At 61.1% G+C, this 20,382-nt stretch carries 17 protein-coding genes and 1 tRNA gene; 9 read left to right on the forward strand and 9 right to left on the reverse strand.

Features of this window, described 5'->3' with window-relative positions; genetic code table 11:
- Positions 1 to 145: 145 nt before the first annotated feature.
- The 4 genes from waaF to HB633_RS23550 all read left to right on the forward strand — a co-directional run bounded on the left by waaF (position 146) and on the right by HB633_RS23550 (position 3,647).
- A complete protein-coding gene (gene waaF, locus HB633_RS23535) occupies positions 146 to 1,195 on the forward strand; it encodes a lipopolysaccharide heptosyltransferase II (protein ID WP_213780534.1) in 1,050 nt (349 codons plus the stop codon).
- 233 nt (positions 1,196 to 1,428) lie between these two features.
- Positions 1,429 to 1,875 (forward strand): nuclear transport factor 2 family protein, encoded by a 447-nt coding sequence (locus HB633_RS23540; RefSeq protein WP_213780535.1) that lies wholly within the window; start codon positions 1,429 to 1,431, stop codon positions 1,873 to 1,875.
- Between the two features lie 97 nt (positions 1,876 to 1,972).
- On the forward strand, positions 1,973 to 3,091 hold the full coding sequence (locus tag HB633_RS23545; protein WP_213780536.1) for a hydrolase: 1,119 nt from the start codon (positions 1,973 to 1,975) through the stop codon (positions 3,089 to 3,091).
- Positions 3,084 to 3,647, forward strand: coding sequence for a DUF2946 family protein (locus tag HB633_RS23550; RefSeq protein WP_213780537.1), 564 nt, complete (start codon positions 3,084 to 3,086; stop codon positions 3,645 to 3,647). The genes HB633_RS23545 and HB633_RS23550 overlap by 8 nt, the downstream gene beginning before the upstream one ends.
- Here the strand turns inward: HB633_RS23550 and HB633_RS23555 are convergent.
- Positions 3,644 to 5,491 (reverse strand): M48 family metalloprotease, encoded by a 1,848-nt coding sequence (locus HB633_RS23555; RefSeq protein ID WP_213780538.1) that lies wholly within the window; start codon positions 5,489 to 5,491, stop codon positions 3,644 to 3,646. The two genes, HB633_RS23550 and HB633_RS23555, sit on opposite strands and share 4 nt — an antisense overlap.
- Positions 5,492 to 5,633: 142 nt before the next feature.
- Between HB633_RS23555 and moaC the strand changes: the two genes are divergently transcribed.
- Positions 5,634 to 6,113 carry a cyclic pyranopterin monophosphate synthase MoaC gene (gene moaC / locus HB633_RS23560; protein ID WP_213780539.1) on the forward strand — a complete coding sequence of 160 codons (480 nt, stop codon included), beginning with the start codon at positions 5,634 to 5,636 and terminating at the stop codon, positions 6,111 to 6,113.
- Between the two features lie 83 nt (positions 6,114 to 6,196).
- On the opposite strand, the gene HB633_RS23565 is transcribed toward moaC, so the two are convergent.
- The 8 genes from HB633_RS23565 to recA form a co-directional block, all read right to left on the reverse strand.
- A complete protein-coding gene (locus tag HB633_RS23565) occupies positions 6,197 to 8,020 on the reverse strand; it encodes a Wzy polymerase domain-containing protein (RefSeq protein ID WP_213780540.1) in 1,824 nt (607 codons plus the stop codon).
- A gap of 227 nt (positions 8,021 to 8,247) precedes the next feature.
- The gene (locus HB633_RS23570; protein ID WP_213780541.1) at positions 8,248 to 8,850 is read right to left on the reverse strand and encodes a pilin; all 603 of its coding nucleotides are present in this window, start codon (positions 8,848 to 8,850) and stop codon (positions 8,248 to 8,250) included.
- Positions 8,851 to 8,968: 118 nt separating this feature from the next.
- On the reverse strand, positions 8,969 to 9,679 hold the full coding sequence (locus HB633_RS23575) for a TerC family protein (protein ID WP_213780542.1): 711 nt from the start codon (positions 9,677 to 9,679) through the stop codon (positions 8,969 to 8,971).
- 143 nt (positions 9,680 to 9,822) lie between these two features.
- Complete coding sequence (gene sucD / locus HB633_RS23580) at positions 9,823 to 10,704, reverse strand: succinate--CoA ligase subunit alpha (RefSeq protein ID WP_031359567.1); 882 nt, start codon at positions 10,702 to 10,704, stop codon at positions 9,823 to 9,825.
- Between the two features lie 125 nt (positions 10,705 to 10,829).
- Complete coding sequence (sucC, locus tag HB633_RS23585; RefSeq protein WP_346730357.1) at positions 10,830 to 12,011, reverse strand: ADP-forming succinate--CoA ligase subunit beta; 1,182 nt, start codon at positions 12,009 to 12,011, stop codon at positions 10,830 to 10,832.
- A 172-nt stretch (positions 12,012 to 12,183) separates the two neighbouring features.
- Positions 12,184 to 12,852, reverse strand: a complete 669-nt coding sequence (locus HB633_RS23590; RefSeq protein WP_213780544.1) for a DUF2889 domain-containing protein — start codon at positions 12,850 to 12,852, stop codon at positions 12,184 to 12,186.
- 133 nt (positions 12,853 to 12,985) lie between these two features.
- Positions 12,986 to 14,515, reverse strand: coding sequence for a recombination regulator RecX (recX, locus tag HB633_RS23595; protein WP_213780545.1), 1,530 nt, complete (start codon positions 14,513 to 14,515; stop codon positions 12,986 to 12,988).
- A 19-nt stretch (positions 14,516 to 14,534) separates the two neighbouring features.
- The gene (gene recA / locus HB633_RS23600; RefSeq protein ID WP_061998620.1) at positions 14,535 to 15,605 is read right to left on the reverse strand and encodes a recombinase RecA; all 1,071 of its coding nucleotides are present in this window, start codon (positions 15,603 to 15,605) and stop codon (positions 14,535 to 14,537) included.
- Positions 15,606 to 15,829: 224 nt separating this feature from the next.
- Between recA and HB633_RS23605 the strand changes: the two genes are divergently transcribed.
- The 4 genes from HB633_RS23605 to HB633_RS23620 all read left to right on the forward strand — a co-directional run bounded on the left by HB633_RS23605 (position 15,830) and on the right by HB633_RS23620 (position 20,217).
- Positions 15,830 to 16,573, forward strand: coding sequence for a response regulator transcription factor (locus HB633_RS23605; protein WP_213780546.1), 744 nt, complete (start codon positions 15,830 to 15,832; stop codon positions 16,571 to 16,573).
- A 7-nt stretch (positions 16,574 to 16,580) separates the two neighbouring features.
- Positions 16,581 to 18,167 (forward strand): sensor histidine kinase N-terminal domain-containing protein, encoded by a 1,587-nt coding sequence (locus HB633_RS23610; RefSeq protein ID WP_255581090.1) that lies wholly within the window; start codon positions 16,581 to 16,583, stop codon positions 18,165 to 18,167.
- A gap of 227 nt (positions 18,168 to 18,394) precedes the next feature.
- Positions 18,395 to 20,053: an MFS transporter gene (locus tag HB633_RS23615; RefSeq protein ID WP_213780547.1), complete on the forward strand. Its 1,659-nt coding sequence runs from the start codon at positions 18,395 to 18,397 to the stop codon at positions 20,051 to 20,053.
- Positions 20,054 to 20,140: 87 nt separating this feature from the next.
- Positions 20,141 to 20,217 (forward strand) — tRNA-Met (locus HB633_RS23620).
- The last annotated feature ends 165 nt before the right edge of the window (positions 20,218 to 20,382 follow it).

Here is a 20,382-nt window from a genome sequence, read left to right on the forward strand (position 1 = left end):
ATGCGCTGCATGGCGCACACGCGCGCGTGCTTTCCTCTCCGACGTCCGGCGCGTTGCGCGCCGGGCGCCCATTACCCCATTTACATCGACGAGTTCCGCCCAGACGGCGTGTGCTGCGTCATTTTCGAGATTGGAATTTAAATAGATGCGTCGCGCGTTGGTTATCGCCCCGAACTGGATTGGTGACGCATTGATGGCGCAGCCGTTGTTTTCGCTGCTCAGGAAATTGCATCCGCGCATTGTCATCGATGCCGTCGCGCCCGCATGGGTCGCGCCGGTGCTGGAGCGCATGCCCGAGATCCACGATGTCTACGCCACCGATCTCGCGCACGGCAAGCTGCAAATGCTGCGCCGATGGCAACTCGCCAGCGACCTGCGCGACGTGGGCTACGACGCCGCGTACGTGCTGCCGAATTCGTTCAAATCGGCGCTGATCCCGTTCATGGCGGGGATCAACCTGCGCATCGGCTATAAAGGCGAAAGCCGCTACGGCCTGCTCAACGTGCGGCACGCGAATCCGCCGAAAGACCAGCGCCCGCCGATGGTCAACCAGTACTCCGCCCTTGCCTACGCGCCAGGCGCCAGGCTGCCGTGGCTGCAGGAAAACGCCACGGTTCCCATGCCCGTGCCGCGCCTCGATCTCGACCTGAACGAAGCCGCGCGCGTGTCCACGCGCTTCAACCTTGATACGCGTGCGCCGCTCGTCGTGTTTTGCCCCGGCGCCGAGTTCGGTCCGGCCAAACGCTGGCCGCCGGAGCATTTTGCGTCGCTGGCGCAGTTCATCGCGCAGTCGTTCCCGTATGCCCGGATCGTCGCGCTCGGCTCGCCGAAAGACGCGCCGCTCGCGCAGGCAATCGCCGACCGCGCGCCGAACGTGCGCAATTTGTGCGGCCAGACCTCGCTTGGCGAAGCGTGCGCGCTGATCTCGCGTGCGAGCGCCGTGGTCACGAACGATTCCGGCCTGATGCATGTGGCTGCCGCCCTGCGCCGCCCGCTGGTCGCGGTGTTCGGCTCGACCGACCCGCGCCACACGCCGCCCCTCTCCGATCTCGCAAAGGTACAATGGCTGCACCTCGAATGCAGTCCGTGCTTTGCCCGCGAGTGTCCGCTGGGTCACCTGAACTGCCTGCGCGAACTCGGCGCGGATCAGGTTTTCGGCGATCTGCGTGGCATGTTGATGACGCAACGTAGTTGACGCAACGGAGTTGACGCAACTTAGTTGACGCAACGGAGTTGACGCAACTTAGTTGACGCAACGTGAAGCGGACCTTAAAGCCCAATTCACATAACTCCGTCAAAGTCGCTGCATGCGACATGCCAATGCCACCCGAGCGGGGGGGGCATGCTTTTGAAACTTGACCGAACCGTGGCGTTTTTTGTCCGTAAAGCACTGGACGCCGTGCATCGAACGTTAGAGACCCACAAGCCATGCCACGTTTTGCCCGCCTATTCGAAGCCGCCGCCGATACTCTCAACGCCTATTACCAGGCCGTCGCGGAGGGCAATATCGACAGCGTGATGGCGCTCTGGATCGACGAGGAATTCGCCACCTTCATTTGTGCGGACGGCTCGCACCTAAGCGGGCTGGACAGCATTCGTGCAGGTCTCGCCACACAACTCGAAAATCAGCCGATCACGGTCGAGCCGCTCGATATCCGCGTGTACGACAGTCTTGGCACCGTCGTCTACGCAATCGCCGAAGCGCATCAGTCGGCCGAACCCGGCAGCACGCCCGACATGGTTTTCAGCACCTATGTGATGGTCCACGAACGTGGGGAATGGCGCATAGCGCATATCCACGCTAGTGCGATGCCAGACGAAGCCGCCGGTCAGGTTGCTGCCAAAATGCGTCATGGGCAGGGTCCGCTGCATTGAAGCGGATTTGCGGGCGCGGTGCGCTCGTATCAGTCGCTTGGGGATTGCTGCCCGAAGTATCAGTGGACTCGCCCGCACCTCGTTTTGATAGCGCGCCATGAAACGCGATTCATCTCACCTCATTGCTCCCGGCCCGGCACGCGCGACGGCGCAGGAGAATGACGCGCCCTCTTCTACCCTCGACGCTATCGTCGATCCGCTCGTTGACCTCCTCTATCAAGCGCCGCGATGGCTGCCCACGGCGCACGCCCAGACCATCGTCCCTGCTTTGTTCGCGCGTCGGCCGATGGTCGAGTACAAAAGAGAACGGTGGACCACGCCGGATGGAGATTTCATCGATCTCGACTGGCTCGACAACGCCACCGACGACACGCAATCACGGGTCAAAGCCCCGCTTTTCGTCCTTTTCCACGGCCTCGAAGGCAGTTCCGATTCCCATTACGCACGCGTGCTGATGGCCGAAGCGAAGGCGCGCGGCTGGCATGGCGTCGTGCCGCACTTTCGCAGTTGCAGTGGTTCGATAAACCTCCTGCCGCGCTTCTACCACCTCGCCGACAGCGCCGAAGTCGACTGGGTTTTGCGTCGCCTGAAGGCGCAGCACAACGGGCCGGTGGTCGCGGCGGGGGTATCGCTGGGAGGCAACGTGTTGTTGCGATGGCTCTGCGAACAGGAACAGGACGCGACCGCCATTCTTGACGCGGCCGCCGCGATCTCCGCACCGCTCGATGTCCACGCCGGCGGCCATGCGATCTCGCAGGGATTCGGCATGGTCTATACACGCAGTTTCCTGAAGACGCTCAAGCGCAAGGCGCTCGCGAAACTCGATCAATATCCGGGACTTTTCGACCGTGACGCCATGCTCGCCGCTCGCACCATGCACGCCTTCGATAACGCTGTGACCGCGCCCGTGCACGGTTTCCGCGATACCGACGACTACTGGACCCGCGCCACCACGCGGCCATTCTTGCCGCGCATCGCTGCGCCCACGCTCGTGCTGAACGCCCGCAACGACCCGTTTCTGCCCGGGCGCGTGCTGCCATCGGCGACGGAAGTGTCTGCCGCTGTTACGCTCGACCAACCGATGCACGGCGGCCACGTCGGCTTCATGACCGGGCCGTTTCCGGGTCGTATCGACTGGTTGTCGCAGCGGGTTTTTGGTTACTTGCAAATGCACGTGCAGCACGCCGCACACACTACGGATTCCACGCATGGATGAGATCGTCAAGCAGGCGCTGGCCAAATGGCCGAACGTTCCGCATTGCACCGGCTGGCTGCTGCTCGATCGTCGTGGCCAGTGGCGCATGCGCGACGACGCCACGCAAGCCGCTGGTTTGCCTGGCGATATCATCCGCCACGACGCGCTTCTGGGTTTCATCAACCGCAATTACGCCGCCGATGAAACCGGCCAGTGGTTCTTCCAGAACGGACCGCAGCGCGTGTATGTGGAGTTGGGGTACACGCCGTGGATCGTGCGATTGGCCGAAACCGATGGCACGCTCAGGCTGACCGATCATGCCGGCGGTGCGTTCAAGCCATCCGAAGCATGGCTCGATGATCAGGGGAACGTGCTTTTCTCGGACGCTGCGCGAATCGCCGCCTTGCACGATCACGACCTCGACCTGTTTTCATCGAATGCGGAACTGGACGATGATGGCGGGGTTTTTCATTTTGCTCCGGGCGTGGATTTGAAGTTGCAGCGGATCGCGCGCGACGACGTGGCCGAACGCTTTGGCTTCGTCACGAGCCCGGCCGCCAAGGCGGCATCGGTCTAACTGTCGTCTTTCTCCATCTCGCGCTCTTCCTTGTAGCGCGTCTCGAAGTCGCGCAAACGCGCGGATATCGTCGATAAATCATAGAAGCCCGCGCTTTTCAGGTCGCGTGCGGCCTGCAATTGCCGGATCGCCGATGGCCACGCGCCATCGAGCGCCAGCTTCTCCGCCATCGCACGATGCTGCGCCATCGCGTCGTTCGCGCCTGCGCTCGCCTGGGCCAGATAGCGCCACCAGTCGGGCTGGTTGGGATCGTCGCGCGTCTCGCGGCGGGCGAGCGCCTGCGCTTCCGTGAAACGCCGCGCCGACAACAACGCCTGCAAATGCGTTTCGATAGCCGCGTGCGATGCCGGCCAACGCGCCTGGGCGGTATCGGCGAGATGGATGGCTTCGTTGTCGTGACCGGCGAGACGCGCGATGTCTGCGGCGAGGACATCGAGGCTCGGCGAGCTGCGCGATTGCGGACGCTTCGCGGCGATGGTGCCGAGATTCACCACCGCGTTCGGTGCTTGCACAGCATTCAGCGATGCCAGCGCGGCGCTCGCGGGAGAGGCGACATCGATTGACAAGCTTGGCGCGACCGGTTTGTTTGCAACGACCGGCGCCTTCTGTTCCGCGGGAACCGGGCGGTCCTCTTGCGCCGGCTCGGCATCGAATACCTTCCGCGCCTCGGCCAGCGATTTATTCGCCGCATCGTAGTCGCGCTGGAGGGTCTGCGCGAGAGCGATCCCATACCAGTTCGCGGCGACGTTGAGCGCCGTCTGATCCTCGATTTCCGCGCGCAGCCGGCTCGCGACATCGCGATATTCGCTCGTCGAATTCATCTGCAGCACACGAGCGCGTGCCCGCACGAAACCGTATTCGGGGTCCTGCCGCGGCTGACGATACGGCACCCGTCGCGCGCGATCCTCCATGTCGGCCATGCGCTCGCCCGTCAGCGGATGCGTGCGCAGATACGGCGGCACGCCGTTATCGCCCATCGCAGTGCGGTCGAGGCGCGCGAAGAACGAGACCATCGCGTACGGATCGTAGCCGGCGGCGCTCAGCATCTGGAAGCCGACGCGGTCCGCCTCGTGTTCCGCCGAGCGGGAAAAGCGCAGCTGGTTGTCGAGCGCGAACGCTTGCCCGCCCATCGCGATGCCCATGCCGAGATCGCCGCTGCGCGCCACCACGCCGGCGAGCACACCAAAGAGCATGGCCGCGAGCGCCGCGTAGCCGCTGCGTTCGCTGGAACCCATCATCCGCGCGATGTGCCGTTGCAGCACGTGCCCCATCTCGTGCCCGACCACCGATGCCAATTCCGATTCCGTCTGGCTCGTCGCGATCAATCCCGTATTCACGCCGATAAATCCACCGGGCATGGAGAACGCGTTGATCTGTGGATCGCGCACGGGAAAAAGCTCGAAGTCCGGCAAATATCCGCCGATGTACTGCATCGCTGCAGCCGCCGACAAACGCGCCGCAATGGAATTGAGGTAATCGCGGATGAGCCAGTCGTCAAGGTAATCGGGGTCGCGGCGCAAGTCGCGCATCAGGCGCTCGCCAAGACGGCGCTCGGCTTGCGGAGTGAGTGCGCCGCCGGAACCATCGCCGAGATCGGGGAGCTGGAGCGCGTTCATCGATGCCTGGAGGCCCGCTCTTTCTCCCGGACGATTGGCAAAGCGCGCGGCCGCGCCGCCGTAGAGACCGAAGACGTTGGCGTCGATGGTCGCGCTCGGCGTGGTCAGCGAGTCGCCGGATGCCGGTGCCGTTTGTACCGTCGTTTGCGTTGCCGTTTGCGCGAACGCGCCGGGAGGCAGGCCCACGGCCAGGCACAACACGGCGGCGATCAGGCGGTTTGAACGCATGGCAAATTTCGCTATACGATCGGCCGGGCGGCGGTCACGATCGGCTGGAAAGGCTTATCGTAGCAGCGTAAGCGCGCGCGGACCACCCGCTTGGCTCGTCGTACGCCGCTGGTATGATGAGCGCCCGATGCAAGGAGATTTCATGTCCGGACTTACACATTTCGATGCTTCTGGCGAAGCCCACATGGTCGATGTCGGCGACAAAAGCGAAACCCGACGGATCGCCGTTGCACGCGGTTCCATCGCGATGCTGCCCGCCACGCTCGCGCTGATTCGCGACGGCAAGGCCAAGAAAGGCGACGTGCTGGGCGTCGCGCGGATCGCGGCGATTCAGGGCGCGAAGCGCACGTCGGACCTGATCCCGCTATGCCATCCGCTGGCGCTGACGCGCGTGGCGGTGGATTTTTCCATCGATGAAAAACTGCCCGGCGTGCATTGTGAGGTGCGCGTGGAGACGGTGGGAAGGACCGGCGTGGAGATGGAAGCGCTGACTGCAGTGCAGGTCGCCTTGTTGACGGTTTATGACATGTGCAAGGCTGTGGATCGCGGGATGACGATCACCGATGTTCGCGTCATGGAGAAACACGGGGGGAAATCGGGGGATTGGGTGGCGGGTAGCTGACACCCTCGATCAACACGTTGCAAAAGACTAAGGCCGTTCCAGCTTGCGCTGGAACGGCCTTCGCTTTCTATGCGTGAGGGAATTCAATCATCCCCATCATCATCGCTGTCATCGGTATCCGACGGCGCCGCCGGCTGACCATACAACTTGACCAGTTCCGCCTTGAACGCCGCAAGTGGCTTGCCTTGCTCATCGACGGATTTGAGCACTGACGCCAGTTGCGTCGGCCAGTCATGCAACTCGGTTGCAAAAATCTTCAGCCGCGCCATGGTATCGAGCGCGTCCTGATTCTGGCCGGCGAGCGCCTGCAGCACCACGTATCGGCGCAACACGGTTTCGCCCGGCAACAATGCGATCGCTTGACGATGCATATCGAGCTTGCTGGCAAGATCCTGGCCGTTCATGGGCAACAGCGTCGCCGCGCCATATTCGCCCCAGGCGCGAAACAGGAACGATGGATCCGCCGCATATTGTTCAGCAGGGCGAGCGCCGTAATAAAGCACTTCCGCACGGTTGTAATCGCGCAGGACTGGATAAAGCGAAAGCAGCCCGAGCACCACCAGCACCGCGTAAAGCCCATAAGAAAACGAGCGTGACACCAATCGCAAAGACCGCGTTTCCAGCAAGCCGAAAATCAGCATCGCGGGCATCAGATAAAACATGTACTGCTGCGGATACTCGACAACCGCGTGCATCGTCAAAACGCCCAGCAACGCGAGCGCGAAAATCCGCGCGGGCGTATGCGGCGAACGAAGTACGCGCACGAGCCAGCCGATCACGCCGAACAACACGATCGCCAAGCCGAGCAAGCCGGTTTTCGCGAGCAAATCGATGAAGATATCGTGCGAGTTATTCGCGATCTCCACGCCGCCGAGTTCACGCACGAACTCGAACTGATGCAGCGGAAATTCGCCCCAACCCACGCCGAGTAGCGGATGCGTCAGGAACATGGTCCAGCCGTATTTCCACAGCGCGAGGCGCGGTGCAATCTGGTTCGCGTCCTGCATACGCTCCGCCGCCGACTGGCCCAGCTCAAGCTGATACCGCACGTTCGCCCATCGAATCGCGGCGTTCACCGCAAAGAACAGTACGAGCAGCACGACGGGAATCAGCCACGCGCGCGCCTTGCTTCGAGCGCCATCGCTCGCGGGCGCATCGGGATCACTCGCCGCGGTCGCGCGGCCCTGGATCAGCGCCATCCACAATCCGGCGACCACGATCACGCCCATCTGCAACCACGGTCCACGCGATACGGTGAGCGCAAGCCCCGCAGAAAATATCGCTGAAAGTACGAACCACGCGATCACCGGCAACCGGCGCGTCTGCACCAGATAAAGCGCGCCCGCCGTCGCGAACGCAATGTAGGTCGCAAGGTGATTCGCCTGCGCCATGTTGCCGAACGGCCGGCGCTCGACGGTCACGTTGTACGCCACCACAAACGGCGAGAACTTCGATTCCATGTGAAAGAGTTGTGCGACCTGGCAAAACACCGCGAACAGGCCGCCCACGATCAACGCCGCCGCTCCCCAGCGCAACGCCCTCTCGGCCATTCCTGCGCGCACGAATCCATACCCGGTATGCACAGCAATAAACGATGCCAGCAAATATCCGCCGCCCAGCCAGTTCATCGAGGGCTGCGCGACCGGCAGCACAACCGTCTGCACCACGAGCAACAGCCCGAGCACGAGCGGCATCAACGCGATGAGCGGCGTCGCGAACGCCACACGTGGCTCCGACAAACGCACGATCAGCGCCATGGCGGCACCGAGCGCGAGGAACAGCCCAAGCGCGCTGTATTCAGCGTAGAACGTTGGAATGGGGTACGTATGGTTGACGACCGCGTACGGAATCGTCAGCGCCAGACAGAGGACGGCAAGAGTAAGGTAGCGCGCGATGTTTGAAGGCATGAGGGGTCGGGAACGTCGGCAACCGGCGCACTATACAAAAAATTACTCATGCTGTGCGGCACCATGCATGAAATGCGCCGAAATCGCCGCTAATCGTTAGAAATCCGTGGCGCTTTCGGCAAAACAAAAAGGCTGACCGCACTCCGCGCGCTCGCCAGTACGTCACTGCAGCGATTACGTTTGCTTGCGGTCAGCCTTTCAAGCGTAATCAAACCGGGGCGGCCAACTTATGCGCGGCACTCGGGCGGTGCAAGATTCGGCGGCAACGTCGGTGCTTCAGACGGCAGCGGACCTGCACCCGGCGCCGGCAGCGATGACGCCGATTTGGTCGCCGCAAAACATTCCCACGTAATCGATCCAGCCTGAACCGAGCCCTTCGTCAGCACGGTTCGCGCCGTTGGTGCATCGGCGTTGTCAGGGGTGGATGGTACGAGCACGATGGTGTTCTCGCCCGCGGGCGCCACGCGCGTGGAATACGCGATGGTGATCTGGCCGTTGTCGTCATCGACGTGTATCGACTCCACGTTGCGCGTTCCCGGCGGCGCGGAATATCCGCCACCCAGATCCGATCCGCTTGCGGCGTTTTCGGCCACGGCCAACCGCGCCGACGACGCCAGCGACAAGCCCTCTCCCACCCGGCTACGCGCAAGATAGTCCTGATACGCAGGAATCGCATACGCCGCGACCACGCCCACAATTGCCAGCACGATCATCAACTCGATCAACGTAAAACCCAGCCTTGAGCGCTTTTTCTTGCCACGCGCCAACGCTCGTCGAAACCACGACTTGCCTTCCTTGATGCTTTTGAACCCGCACACCGCTACTGTCATCGCTGAACTCCCAAAAAGACGAAGCGCCTGGTTGCGTGATGCAACTCAGACGCTTCGATCTTATTGAGCCCGGCGAGGCTCCGGCAGTCAGCCAAATGGCTAACGCTTGCCCACAAAATCAGTGCGCGGCGTTCGACTCCGCGGCCTGCACGCGCTTGCGGAAAAACCAGCCAACCGCCAGCACCAGTACCGCGCCCGCGATATGCGCGGCGTATTCGGCGCTCGGCACATTCAGCGCCGGCCAGCGATCGATAAACGGATCACCAATGATCAACCCGCCCGCAATCCACCCGAGCAGTCCGGCGCCAAGCGCGATGACGATCGGGAATTTATCGATCAGCTTGAGCACCAGCGTGCTGCCCCACACGATCAACGGAATGCTGACAAGCAAACCGAAGATCACCAAGGCCAGCCGATGCTGTGGATCGGCGGCCTCTGCCGCGCCCGCCACCGCGATCACGTTGTCGAGGCTCATGACGGCATCGGCGACGATGATGGTCTTGATCGCGGCCCAGAGCTGATCGGCGGGTTTCACGTTCGGATCGCTGTGATCCGGCATCATGAGTTTCACGCCGATCCACAACAGCAAAAGGCCGCCGACGAACTTGAGGAATGGAATATCGAGCAGCACCACCGCGAACGCGATCAGCACGACTCGGAGGATGATCGCCCCGAGCATGCCGAGCAGCACGCCGCGCGTACGCTGTTGGTCGGGCAGATTGCGCACGGCCAGCGCGATGACGACCGCGTTATCGCCACCGAGCAAAATATCGATGACGATGATCTGTAGAACAGCGCCCCAATGGAGCGTGGCGAAGAATTCGAGCATGGAAAAACCGGTGAACGACGACAGGAAGCACGCACAATAAAAAAGCGGGGAAGCATCAGCTCCCCCGCTTTTAGTACCGACGCGTTACGCAAGGCTTACATAAGCATATCAAAACGTTGCGTTTTCTGTCGATGAAGCCTTTGTTACAGCATCGCCTTTAACAAACGCGCCATTTCCGACGGGTTCTTCGTGACGGTGATACCGCATGCTTCCATGATTTCCAGCTTGGCATCGGCCGTATCCGCACCGCCCGAAATCAGCGCGCCTGCGTGACCCATGCGCTTGCCGGCCGGAGCCGTGACGCCCGCGATGAAGCCAACCACCGGCTTCTTCATGTTGTCCTTGATCCAGTAAGCCGCGTTCGCTTCGTCCGGGCCGCCGATCTCGCCAATCATGATCACGGCGTCCGTGTCGGGATCGTCGTTGAACATCTTCATGACGTCGATGTGCTTCAGACCGTTGATCGGGTCGCCGCCAATACCAACCGCCGACGACTGGCCAAGGCCAATAGCCGTCAACTGGCCCACCGCTTCGTACGTGAGCGTGCCCGAACGTGACACCACGCCGATACGGCCCTTGCGGTGAATATGACCCGGCATGATGCCGATCTTCAGTTCGTCCGGCGTGATCGTGCCCGGGCAGTTCGGTCCGAGCAACAGCGTCTTGCGATTTTCGCGACGCATACGGTCCTTGATCTCGAGCATGTCGCGCACGGGAATGCCTTCCGTGATGCAGATGGCGAGATCCAGATCGGCTTCGACCGCTTCCCAGATTGCAGCAGCGGCGCCTGCCGGCGGCACGTAGATCACCGAAACGGTTGCACCCGTTTCAGCCTTTGCTTCCGCGACGCTTGCGTAGATTGGGATGCCTTCGAAGTCTTCGCCGGCGCGCTTGGGGTTCACGCCCGCAACGTACGCCTCACGGCCGTTCGCATACTCGCGGCAAGCGCGGGTGTGGAACTGGCCAGTCTTACCGGTGATGCCCTGGGTAATAACCTTGGTGTCTTTGTTGATCAGAATCGACATAGTGTGACCTCTGTTCGTCGACGCCGCTTTTCACCTGCGCACCTTGTTTCAAGGCGCGGCGAGGCGAAAAAGCGCCGCCTTTCGTGTCTGGTGGAACGCTCGTAATTGCCGGAATCAACTGACGCTTACTTGCCCTCGGCTGCCGCGACGACCTTCTGCGCAGCTTCTTCCATGCTGTCGGCCGCGATGATCGGCAAGCCCGAATCCGCCAGCATCTTCTTGCCGAGATCTTCGTTCGTGCCCTTCATGCGCACGACCAGAGGAACCTTCAGCGACACAGCCTTCGACGCCGCGATCACCCCTTCCGCGATCACGTCGCAGCGCATGATGCCGCCGAAAATGTTCACGAGGATCGCCTTCAGGCCCGGATTCTTCAACATGATCTTGAAGGCTTCCGTGACCTTTTCGGTCGTAGCGCCGCCGCCCACGTCGAGGAAGTTGGCCGGCTCGCCGCCGAACAGCTTGATCGTGTCCATGGTCGCCATTGCCAGACCCGCGCCGTTCACCAGGCAGCCGATGTTGCCATCGAGCGAGATGTAGGCCAGATCGAACTTCGATGCTTCCACTTCAGCCGGATCTTCTTCGTCGATATCGCGATACGCCACGATGTCCGGGTGACGGAACAGCGCGTTGGCGTCGAAGTTGAACTTGGCGTCGAGTGCGATCACCTTGCCGTCGCCCGTGACGATCAGCGGGTTGATTTCAGCCAGCGATGCGTCCGTTTCCCAGAATGCCTTGTACAGGCCTTGCAGGATGGCGCGTGCTTGCGGAATCGATGCATCGGGGATGCCGATCTTGCGCGAGAGGTCGTCGGCGTCCTTGTCCTGCAGACCCGTCGACGGCTCGACGGCGAACTTGTGCAGCAGTTCCGGCGTCTTTTCCGCGACTTCTTCGATGTCCATGCCGCCTTCGCTCGAAGCCATCACCACGACTTTTTGCGTGATGCGGTCGAGCACGAGGCCCACGTACAGTTCCTTCTTGATGTCCGCGCCTTCTTCGATCAGCAGGCGGTTTACCTTTTGGCCTTCAGGGCCGGTCTGGTGCGTGACGAGTTGCATGCCGAGGATCTGGTTCGAATATTCGCGAACCTGGTCCAGCGTCTTTGCAACCTTCACGCCGCCGCCCTTACCGCGACCGCCAGCGTGAATCTGAGCCTTGACGACCCATACCGGGCCGCCCAGCTGTTCAGCGGCCTTGACCGCATCGTCCACCGAGAACACGGGCTTGCCGCGCGGGACCGCGACGCCGAACTTCCGCAGGATTTCCTTTCCCTGGTACTCGTGAATCTTCATGCGTGATTCCTTCAGTCTGAGAGTTGGATTGAACTTCGAATGGTTGAATACGAAGATTTACGCCGAGCAATGTATCCGGCGGCGGTGACAAACGTCGCCGAAGACATGCTGATTCTGCTGATCTTGCTGGTATTTCGTGGTCGGCCAGTTCTGGTGAACCTGCTCATGCTGGACTCGCTGAGCTGGCTCAAGTGCACTCCCGGTCTTGTCCACTGTCCTTCGGGCTGGCATTTTCCACGACACGTTCGCCGGCGCTTCTGGGCGCGTGGCCGAACCAGCGTGGATAGTGTTGCCGGACAGCCTCGCCATCGAAACGCAATGCGTTGCAACGGCCGAGCTGGAAAGGGGGTTTGTCTGTTTGGATTGCCTGGTTGGTTGCAGCTGTATTGTCCGGTGACTCTCCGGGCGCGCCGCCTTTTTCGGTGTTCCACACTTCGCCGGCGAAAGCCTGGATCGCGGCGGTGGGCAATACGGCGCAGAGTTCGGTGAGATGCGTGCAACCGGTCGTTCCGGCCAGCAAACGGCTGGATTCGCGGCGGAAATTTTGTACGAGATTGAGACCGATGAGCGCGCGATATGCCGGGTTCGATGCTGAACACAACTGGCCATACGGCGCCCAATCGGAAGCGGCTTCGGCTCCGACGATAGCGAACGTGCGGTCGATAGTGATGCGCAGCCAGAGTTCATGGATCGGCAGGCCTTGAGGCCGGACGCCCGTCGCGAGTTTGACGTCGCGCGGCTTTTCATCAGTTAGGCAGGCCTCTATATCCCACAAGCCATCATCACGCTCAAACGCTTCCATTCGAATCGCGCGGCGATGGCGCAACTGACGGGAAACGGGCAGAGAAAGCGGCATGTGCAGAGAAAGGCCGGAATGGGAAAACATACGGATTTTACCATACTGGGCATTTTGAGCCGGGCCGAGTTGCCGGAAGGCCGATTACTGCTGATTTAGGGCCGGTTTGTGCTGGTTTTGCCGCTTTCGGACGTTATTCGATGTTGAAATCGTCGTCGCTGGCCTTCAGGACTTTCACGATCACACCGCTGGTGAAACCGCGCGTGGCGAGGAAACGAGCCTGTTTGGCTCGGTCGGCGGGGGTGATTGGCAACTCGCCGTATTTTTTGCTCCAGACGTCGCGGGCGCGTGCGAGCTCCGTGTCCTTCAGCGCGGCGTTTGCGTCGTGGATCAGCGTTTCGTCGATGCCATTGCGCTTCAACTCATTCACGATCCGGCTGGTGCCTAGCTTGGCGCCACGTCGGTGAACCACGCTGTCGACGAAACGCTCGTTCGATAACCAGCCTTCGCGTTCGAGGGCATCGAGTAGTGTTTCGAGCGAATCGGTTTCCGTGAGGTGCGGCGTGAGTTTGCGCGACAGCTCCGCACGGCTGTGCTCGCGGCGGGATAGATAGCCAAGCGCCCGGCCTCGTAGGGAGAGTTGCGGGCGCTTGCTTTTGGATTCGCTCGCTGTCGGGGGTTTGCCCCGGCCCGTTGTTCCGCGGGAGTAGACGGATTCGTTTTCTGTGCTTTGGTTTTGCGCGGTTGGTGTGTTGCTGGTTGCAGGAACGCATTGTTCGAACGGCTCGTAGGGATCGGCTGGCTCGAACTCTCCCGCAATGGCTGCAGAATTGGAACCTGTAGCAGCGGTTTTTGCGGACGCTGCTTGCGTTTGAACAATCGCTTGCTCAAGCAGGGCGCGCGCGAGCTTCAATCGATCGCTTAAGTCTGCCGCGTTTGCGTCTGTTTGCTGCTTGGCCAGACCCGGGGAGCCGGTGGCCAATTTGTCCTCGGTCGGCTTCTTGGCGAACGCGCTTCTGCGACCCGTTGCGCGTTCGGTCGATCGTTCGAAAACGTCTTCGCCGTCTGCCGGTTTTGCAGCCGCCTTTCCCCCGAACGAGGATTTGCGTCCGCTTGAACTGCCGCGTCCGAATTTCTTATCGCTGGAGCGTTCGTAGACGTCGTCCGGCTCAGCAGTCGATGCCTTGGCAGAAGACCGCCCTAATCCTCCGCCGCCGAAAGAACTGCGTTTCTTCGGAAATGCGCGGTCGCTCGACCGTTCGTAGACTGGCTCGGCTTCCTCAGGCAAGGCGTTTTTATCGACATCAGCGCTCGCCGCGATGGCCTCCGCTTTCGACGTTCCGGTCGAAAGGCTCGAACCACTTCCGCTTTTGCCGAAGCTGCTTTTCCTGCCAAAACTACTGCCGCTGCCTTTGCTGCTCGAAAAGCTGCTGCCTTTGAATCCGCTGCTGGTTTTATCGCCGGCAGCGCCACTACTCTTGCTAAAGCTATTCCCAAACGAACGACGCGCCGGCGCAGATCCCTCCGCACCAGCGCGTTCGCTTGATGCTGCACGGTATCGATCGCTGCTTCGTTCGTAGCGATCGACTACCTCCTCAGCGCCGGCGCCTTCGGCGTCATCGCTTGAAGAATTCGAACCGTCCGGATCGTCCTTCGCGTCTTGCTCCGAGTCACGACTTGCGTCGCGACCGGCTTTTGATCCGAACCGGTTCTTGCGCAGCATCTTCTTTACCGCCTACCACTCATTCTTCGTCAGCCACTTCGGCAACGCCTGGCAATGACTCGGCCATTGCATTGACGCCCAGCGACTCGCGGATCTTGTTTTCGATCTCACGTGCCATTTCCGGATTCTCACGCAGGAATTCCCGTGCGTTGTCCTTGCCCTGACCAATCCGTTCGCCGTTGTAGCTGTACCAGGCGCCCGCTTTGTCCACCAGCTTGGCTTGCACGCCCAAGTCGATGATTTCGCCCTGACGCGAGATGCCTTCGCCGTAGAGAATGTCGAAAATGGCTTCGCGGAACGGCGGCGCAACCTTGTTCTTCACCACCTTCACGCGCGTTTCATTGCCGATCACTTCGTCGTTCTTCTTGATCGAACCGATACGGCGAATATCCAGACGCACCGAAGCGTAGAACTTCAGCGCATTACCACCCGTGGTGGTTTCCGGATTGCCGAACATCACGCCAATCTTCATGCGGATCTGGTTGATGAAGATCACCAAGCAGTTCGTACGCTTGATCGTGCCGGTCAGCTTGCGCAGCGCCTGCGACATCAAACGTGCTTGCAAACCAGGCAACGAATCGCCCATTTCGCCTTCGATTTCCGCCTTCGGCACGAGCGCCGCGACGGAGTCGATCACGATCATGTCGATGGAACCCGAGCGCACCAGCGCATCCGCGATTTCCAGCGCCTGTTCGCCCGTATCCGGCTGCGAGATCAGCAAGTCCGACGGATTCACGCCGAGCTTTTGCGCGTAACCAATGTCGAGCGCGTGTTCCGCGTCAATAAACGCTGCCGTGCCGCCCAGCTTTTGCATTTCAGCAATGACTTGCAGCGTCAGCGTGGTCTTGCCCGATGATTCCGGACCGTAGACTTCAACAACGCGTCCGCGCGGCAAGCCGCCAACGCCCAGTGCAATATCCAGTCCGAGCGAACCAGTAGACACCACCTGGATGTCTTCAATGACTTCGCCGGCGCCGAGTCGCATGATCGACCCCTTGCCGAATTGCTTTTCGATCTGCGACAGCGCGGCGGCCAGCGCCTTGCTCTTTTCCGCAGACATCCCGCCCGGGCCTTTCTTGCTATCTTCCATGAATCGTCCTTTGCTATGATGAACGGCATCTGGCGCATGCCCGCGGACTTTTGCTCCACTGGGTGCACTGCTTCAGACACTGTATAAAAAAACAGGTGTTTTTGCAAGTGGGATCGGCGCGCGTAGTTTCAACGCCACGCCGTCCATGCAAGCGCACCACAACACCTGGAGACCGCCGCGCCGGGCGAATTGCGGTGCCGGCAATGCCTTTTGCGCACACTACGATGCGAATACTCATTGCCGAAGACGACAGCATACTCGCGGACGGTCTGGTTCGATCACTCCGCCAATCGGGGTATGCAGTGGATCACGTCAAGCACGGCGTGGAAGCGGACACTGCACTTTCACTACAAACTTTCGACCTCCTGATCCTCGATCTGGGCCTGCCGATGATGTCCGGGCTCGAAGTCCTGCGGCGTCTGCGTGCCCGCAATTCGCAGATGCCCGTGCTGATCCTGACTGCCGCCGACAGCGTCGACGAACGCGTCAAGGGCCTCGACCTCGGCGCCGACGACTACATGGCCAAGCCGTTCGCGCTCAACGAACTCGAAGCCCGCGTGCGCGCCCTCACCCGCCGCGGCGCGGGAGGCGGCCCAACGGTTGTCAAACACGGCGCGCTCGCGTTCGACCAGGTCGGGCGCATTGCATTCATCAACGACCAGGTCATAGAGTTGTCGGCGCGCGAACTCGGCGTGCTCGAAGTCCTGCTGCAGCGGGTTGGTCGGCTGGTATCGAAGGAACAGCTCGTCAACCACCTTTGCGAATGGGGCGAGGAAGTCAGCAATAATGCGATCGAAGTCTATGTCCATCGGCTAAGAAAAAAAATCGAGCCCGGCGGGGCGCGGATCATAACCGTTCGCGGGTTAGGCTATAGCCTTGAAAAAGCCGTTGCACCCGTGGCCGCGTCCGTCGCGTCAGGACCTGCGGACGCTGGCTCAGCCGTGCCATCCAGCCCTCACTATAAGTAACCACGCCATGGGCTCGCCCGCTACTTCCAAGCGTGCCGCCCAGGCGTTGCGCGAGTCGCCGCACCCGTCGCCGGATCTGCTCGATGCACCCATCGCAGACCCCGACGTGTCTCGTGACGCGCGTTACGCCAACCCGTTCGCGCCGCCCGATGAGCTCGAACCCGACGGCGAGCCGGCGCCGCGTTCGCTGTTCGGCGAGATTCTCGACTGGATGCTCGCGCCGTTGCTTTTGCTTTGGCCGATGAGCATCGCCGTCACGTATCTGGTCGCGAAGTCGATTGCCAACGGGCCGTTCGACCGCGCGCTTGAAACGGATGCCTACGTGCTCGCCCGGCAAATCCAGCCGGTAAACGGCGTAGCCGAATTGCGTTTGCCGAACGCCACGCGTGATTTCCTGAGGGCAGATAACGTCGATAGCGTCTTCTTCCAGATACTCGGCACACGAGGCGAACTGGTGGGCGGCGACGCCGATATGCCCCTTCCCCACGACGACGACCGCCCGCAACCGGGCATTGTGGAATTTCGTGACGACGTGCTGCGTGGCAACGATATCCGCGTCGCCTATACAACGGTCGAGCTGCCTTCATTGCCGCAACCGGTGCTCGTCCAGGTGGCCGAGACGCTCGATAAACGCAGCCAGTTGGCCAACGACATCATCAAGGGCGTGATCCTGCCGCAGTTCGTGATCTTGCCGCTGGCGATCGTGCTCGTGTGGTTCGGGCTTTCGCGCGGACTCGCGCCGCTGCACGCGCTGCAATCGAATATCCGGGCGCGTCGTCCGGACGATCTTTCACCGCTCGAAGCCAGCCGCGCGCCGCCGGAAATCGCGCCGCTGGTGGCATCGTTTAACGATTTGCTCAACCGGCTCGAGCAGAACATGGAGCTGCAAAAACGCTTCATAGCCGATGCCGCCCATCAGATGAAAACGCCGCTCGCCGGTTTGCGCACGCAAGCCGAACTGGCGCTTCGGCAGGACGTACCTGCCGAAGTGCAGCGCTCGCTGGAGCAGATCGCGACGAGTTCCGAACATGCGGCGCGACTCGTCACGCAACTGCTCGCGCTGGCTCGCGCTGAAAACCGGATGACCGGGCAGATCTTCTCGCGCGTCGAACTCACCGATCTTGCGCGGCTCGCCGTGCGCGACTGGGTGCAGGCGGCGTTGGCGAAGCGGATGGATATCGGATACGAAGAACCGCCGCATCCGGTCGAGGTCGAGGGCAACGTGGTGATGCTGCGCGAGATGCTGTCGAATCTTATCGATAACGCCATCCGCTATACCCCGCCCGGTGGGCGGATAACGGTCCGCGTGCGCACCGAGGATTCGGACACGCGCCGCGTTTTTCTCGAAGTCGAGGACACGGGATTGGGCATCCCGGCGGCTGAAAGGACGCGTGTGATCGAGCGGTTTTATCGGATTCTTGGCCGCGAAGGCGAAGGCAGTGGATTGGGGTTGGCGATCGTACGGGAGATCGTGACGATGCACCGCGGCACGCTCGACATAGAGGATCACCTGTACGGAGAAGCGCCCCGCCGAGCGGGAACGCTTGTCAGAGTTGGGTTACAGCGGGTTTATCCTGCCCGGGACAAACCCTGAGCGCGCGTTTCGGCTGAACATAAATAATCGTGGATTTCGGAGGTTTTAGCAGCGTAAACGCAGCAATAGACCATTAATTAGGCGACGTTAAGACAACACGTCTACCCGCACTCAAAAAACCACACCCTCTGATCACGTCAGAACGCCGTAAGTTTTCACTCCAATAATCGGTGCACGGTGCCGCCATCCGCGGGACCACATTAAAGATCAAGATCTGGAGACGATTCATGGCGACGATCGAGGGGCGCATTTCCCACGCGCCGATGACCAGCGAAGAACGGCGCGTGATTTTCGCGTCATCGCTGGGCACGGTGTTCGAGTGGTATGACTTCTACTTGGCGGGCTCGCTCGCCATCTATATCAGCAAGACCTTCTTCTCCGGCGTCAACCCGACTGCCGCCTTCATCTTCACCTTGCTCGGCTTCGCGGCGGGCTTCGCCGTGCGTCCGTTCGGCGCGATCGTGTTCGGGCGTCTCGGCGATATGGTCGGCCGCAAATACACGTTCCTTGTGACCATCGTGATCATGGGTTTGTCGACGTTCGTGGTCGGCTTGCTGCCCGGATACGCATCGATAGGCATAGCGGCCCCCGTGTTGTTCATCGCGATGCGACTGCTGCAAGGGCTCGCGCTCGGCGGCGAATACGGCGGCGCCGCGACCTACGTTGCGGAACATGCGCCTTCCAACAAGCGCGGCGCGTGGACGGCGTGGATCCAGACCACGGCCACGCTTGGCCTATTCATCTCGCTGATCGTGATCCTCGTGGTACGCAGCGTGGTGGGCGAGGAAACGTTCGGCGCGTGGGCCTGGCGCATTCCGTTCCTTGTCTCGATACTGCTGCTCGCCGTATCCGTCTGGATTCGCCTGAAGCTGCACGAATCGCCGGTTTTCGAGCGCATCAAGGCCGAAGGCAAGACGTCGAAGGCGCCGCTGACCGAAGCGTTCGGTCAATGGAAAAACCTGAAGATCGTGTTGCTCGCGCTCTTCGGCCTGACGATGGGACAAGCCGTGGTGTGGTACACGGGCCAGTTCTACACGCTGTTTTTCCTGACGCAGACGCTGAAGGTCGATGGCACCAGCGCCAACATCATGGTGGCGGTGGCGTTGTTGATCGGCACGCCGTTCTTCCTGTTCTTCGGGTCGCTGTCCGACAAGATCGGCCGCAAGCCGATCATCATGGCGGGCTGCCTGATTGCGGCGCTGACGTACTTCCCGCTCTTCCACGCGCTCGCTCACTACACGAACCCGACGCTCGAAGCCGCGACCATCAAGTCGCCGATCACCGTCATTGCCAACCCCGACGAGTGCTCGTTCCAGTTCAACCCGGTGGGTACATCGAAGTTCACGAGTTCCTGCGATATTGCCAAGAGCGCGTTGTCGAAGGCCGGTTTGAACTACGAGAACGTGGCCGCGCCGGCCGGGACGCTCGCGCAGATCAAGGTGGGCGACACGGTGGTGAACACGTATGACGGCAAGGCCGCCGATGCCAAGGTCCAGGGCGCTACGTTCGACAAGACGCTGGCCGGTACGCTGAAGTCGGCGGGTTATCCGGCGAAGGCCGATCCGGCGCTGATCAACTGGCCGATGGCTATCGTGATCCTGACCATCATGATGATCTACGTGACGATGGTTTATGGTCCGATTGCCGCGATGCTCGTTGAGATGTTCCCGGCGAGGATTCGGTACACGTCGATGTCGTTGCCGTATCACATTGGCAATGGCTGGTTCGGCGGGTTCTTGCCGGCTACTGCGTTTGCCATCGTGGCAGCGAAGGGGAATATTTTCTCGGGGCTGTGGTATCCGATTGTGATCGCTGTGGCAGCGTTCGTGATCGGGATGCTGTTCGTGAAGGAGACCCGTGGGACGGCGGTTTATGACTCGGATTGATCGTCCGTGATCGTCTGAATTGTCGATAAGAATCGGCTTGGAAGGGGTTGACAGGTTTTGCAACCCTCTTCATAATCTCGATCTCTTGGCGAATTAGCTCAGCCGGTTAGAGCGACGGAATCATAATCCGCAGGTCCGGGGTTCGAATCCCTGATTCGCCACCAAGTTGTAAAGAAAGCCGCTGCTTCGAAAGAAGTGGCGGCTTTTTGTTTGGTTGATCGCTAGACACGAACTGGGTATCGGCCCCGGCGGATACCAAATCTTCAGCGCCGAGGCATTGGTTCCTTATGCGTTCCGCTCCAGATTTCCGATCCGCTAACGCGTCGCCA

The sequence above is a fragment of the Caballeronia sp. dw_276 genome (genome assembly GCF_018449635.1).
GTDB lineage: Bacteria > Pseudomonadota > Gammaproteobacteria > Burkholderiales > Burkholderiaceae > Caballeronia.